Consider the following 1,184-nt stretch of genomic DNA (forward strand, 5'->3'; position numbering starts at 1 on the left):
TAAGTTCTTTTCATTTTCCAATCCATCAAATATTAAATCTAGGATATCTAGTAAAAGTTGAGATTTGATCATTTATTACATTGGTATTGATTTCGTTTCGTCTCGTTGAGATAGCATTACACACAACGTTCCCAGGCTTGGCGAGGTTTGGGACTAAATTAAGTTTTATTTTTCGGTTAAACACTAATTTTTAAAATACAAAACCAATTTTAAATTAAGCCTAAAACCCAAATCTTGCCAAACCTGTGTTGTAGGATGTTTTTTATTTTTTTTCAACTTTTGTCATATGTTCCCAAACTTTTTGATAAAACCATCTTTTTGGATTTGTAAACAATGTTGGCTTTTTAGTTTTTATAATCCTTGGTTTATCTTCTAATAATTCTCCATTGAAATTTATTAAATATTCGTTTGATTCAAAGTCAAAAAGTCTAATTTCATTTCCCTCAATATTTATTTCCCTTTTTCCTTCTAAATTAACCCAAATATCACGTCCACCAAATTCCCATTTTATATTTCCATTTTTATCTATGCGAAAAATTCTATGTTCACCTCTCAATAATATGTCATTTTCTAAATCATAAAATTCAAATAATTCAGCAATATCTGGTCTTAAAATCCAATCAATTTCGATTTCGTTCAGGTTTAATGACAAAATTGTAAATCCTAAACTCATAATTAAATTATTTTCGTTTAGTTTTACCGATTGGCTCTTATCATTTTCTGTTGATTTATGAAGATAGAATCCGCCATCTAATCCATTTATTTCTATACTTTTATGAATTTCAGAATTCTTTTTTTGAACATAAACAAATAATGAATTTGATTTATACTCATTTTGTAATTCAATTACTTTTTCAATTTCGGATTTTTTGTTTTCAGAGTTTATTTTAGAATATGAAATCTCTATACTCCAAATTTCATTTGAAATGTTTAGATTTTGATTTTCAAAAAATTCTAATAATTCTGACGATTCCATTTTGTTTCTATTTAACTTTCTGTTCCTCGAAAATATCCTACAACGTTTTACGGCTTAAAACCGTTGCGGCAATTTACGAAAAATATGTTATGAAATGCAGCGCATGAAAATCCGAAGGATTTTCTTTTAAAAGTTAAACCAGCAATGGTTTTAAACCGTTGTTATAGCGCGTAGATTTTATGATTATAATTGCGTTTAGTATTTAAAA

The 1,184-nt window shown here is 27.1% G+C and carries 1 protein-coding gene; it reads right to left on the reverse strand.

Translation table 11 applies throughout. From position 1 onward, the window contains the following. Nucleotides 1–262: 262 nt before the first annotated feature. Nucleotides 263–976, reverse strand: coding sequence for a hypothetical protein (locus G498_RS0110145; protein ID WP_026981042.1), 714 nt, complete (start codon nt 974–976; stop codon nt 263–265). Between the last annotated feature and the right edge of the window lie 208 nt (nt 977–1,184).

The sequence above is a fragment of the Flavobacterium suncheonense GH29-5 = DSM 17707 genome, from assembly GCF_000430025.1.
Taxonomy (GTDB): domain Bacteria; phylum Bacteroidota; class Bacteroidia; order Flavobacteriales; family Flavobacteriaceae; genus Flavobacterium; species Flavobacterium suncheonense.

What these genes read in the sequence shown, in the direction of transcription:
- G498_RS0110145 (WP_026981042.1), bottom strand. Translation starts at nt 976, where the DNA reads ATGGAATCGTCAGAATTATTAGAATTTTTTGAAAATCAAAATCTAAAC.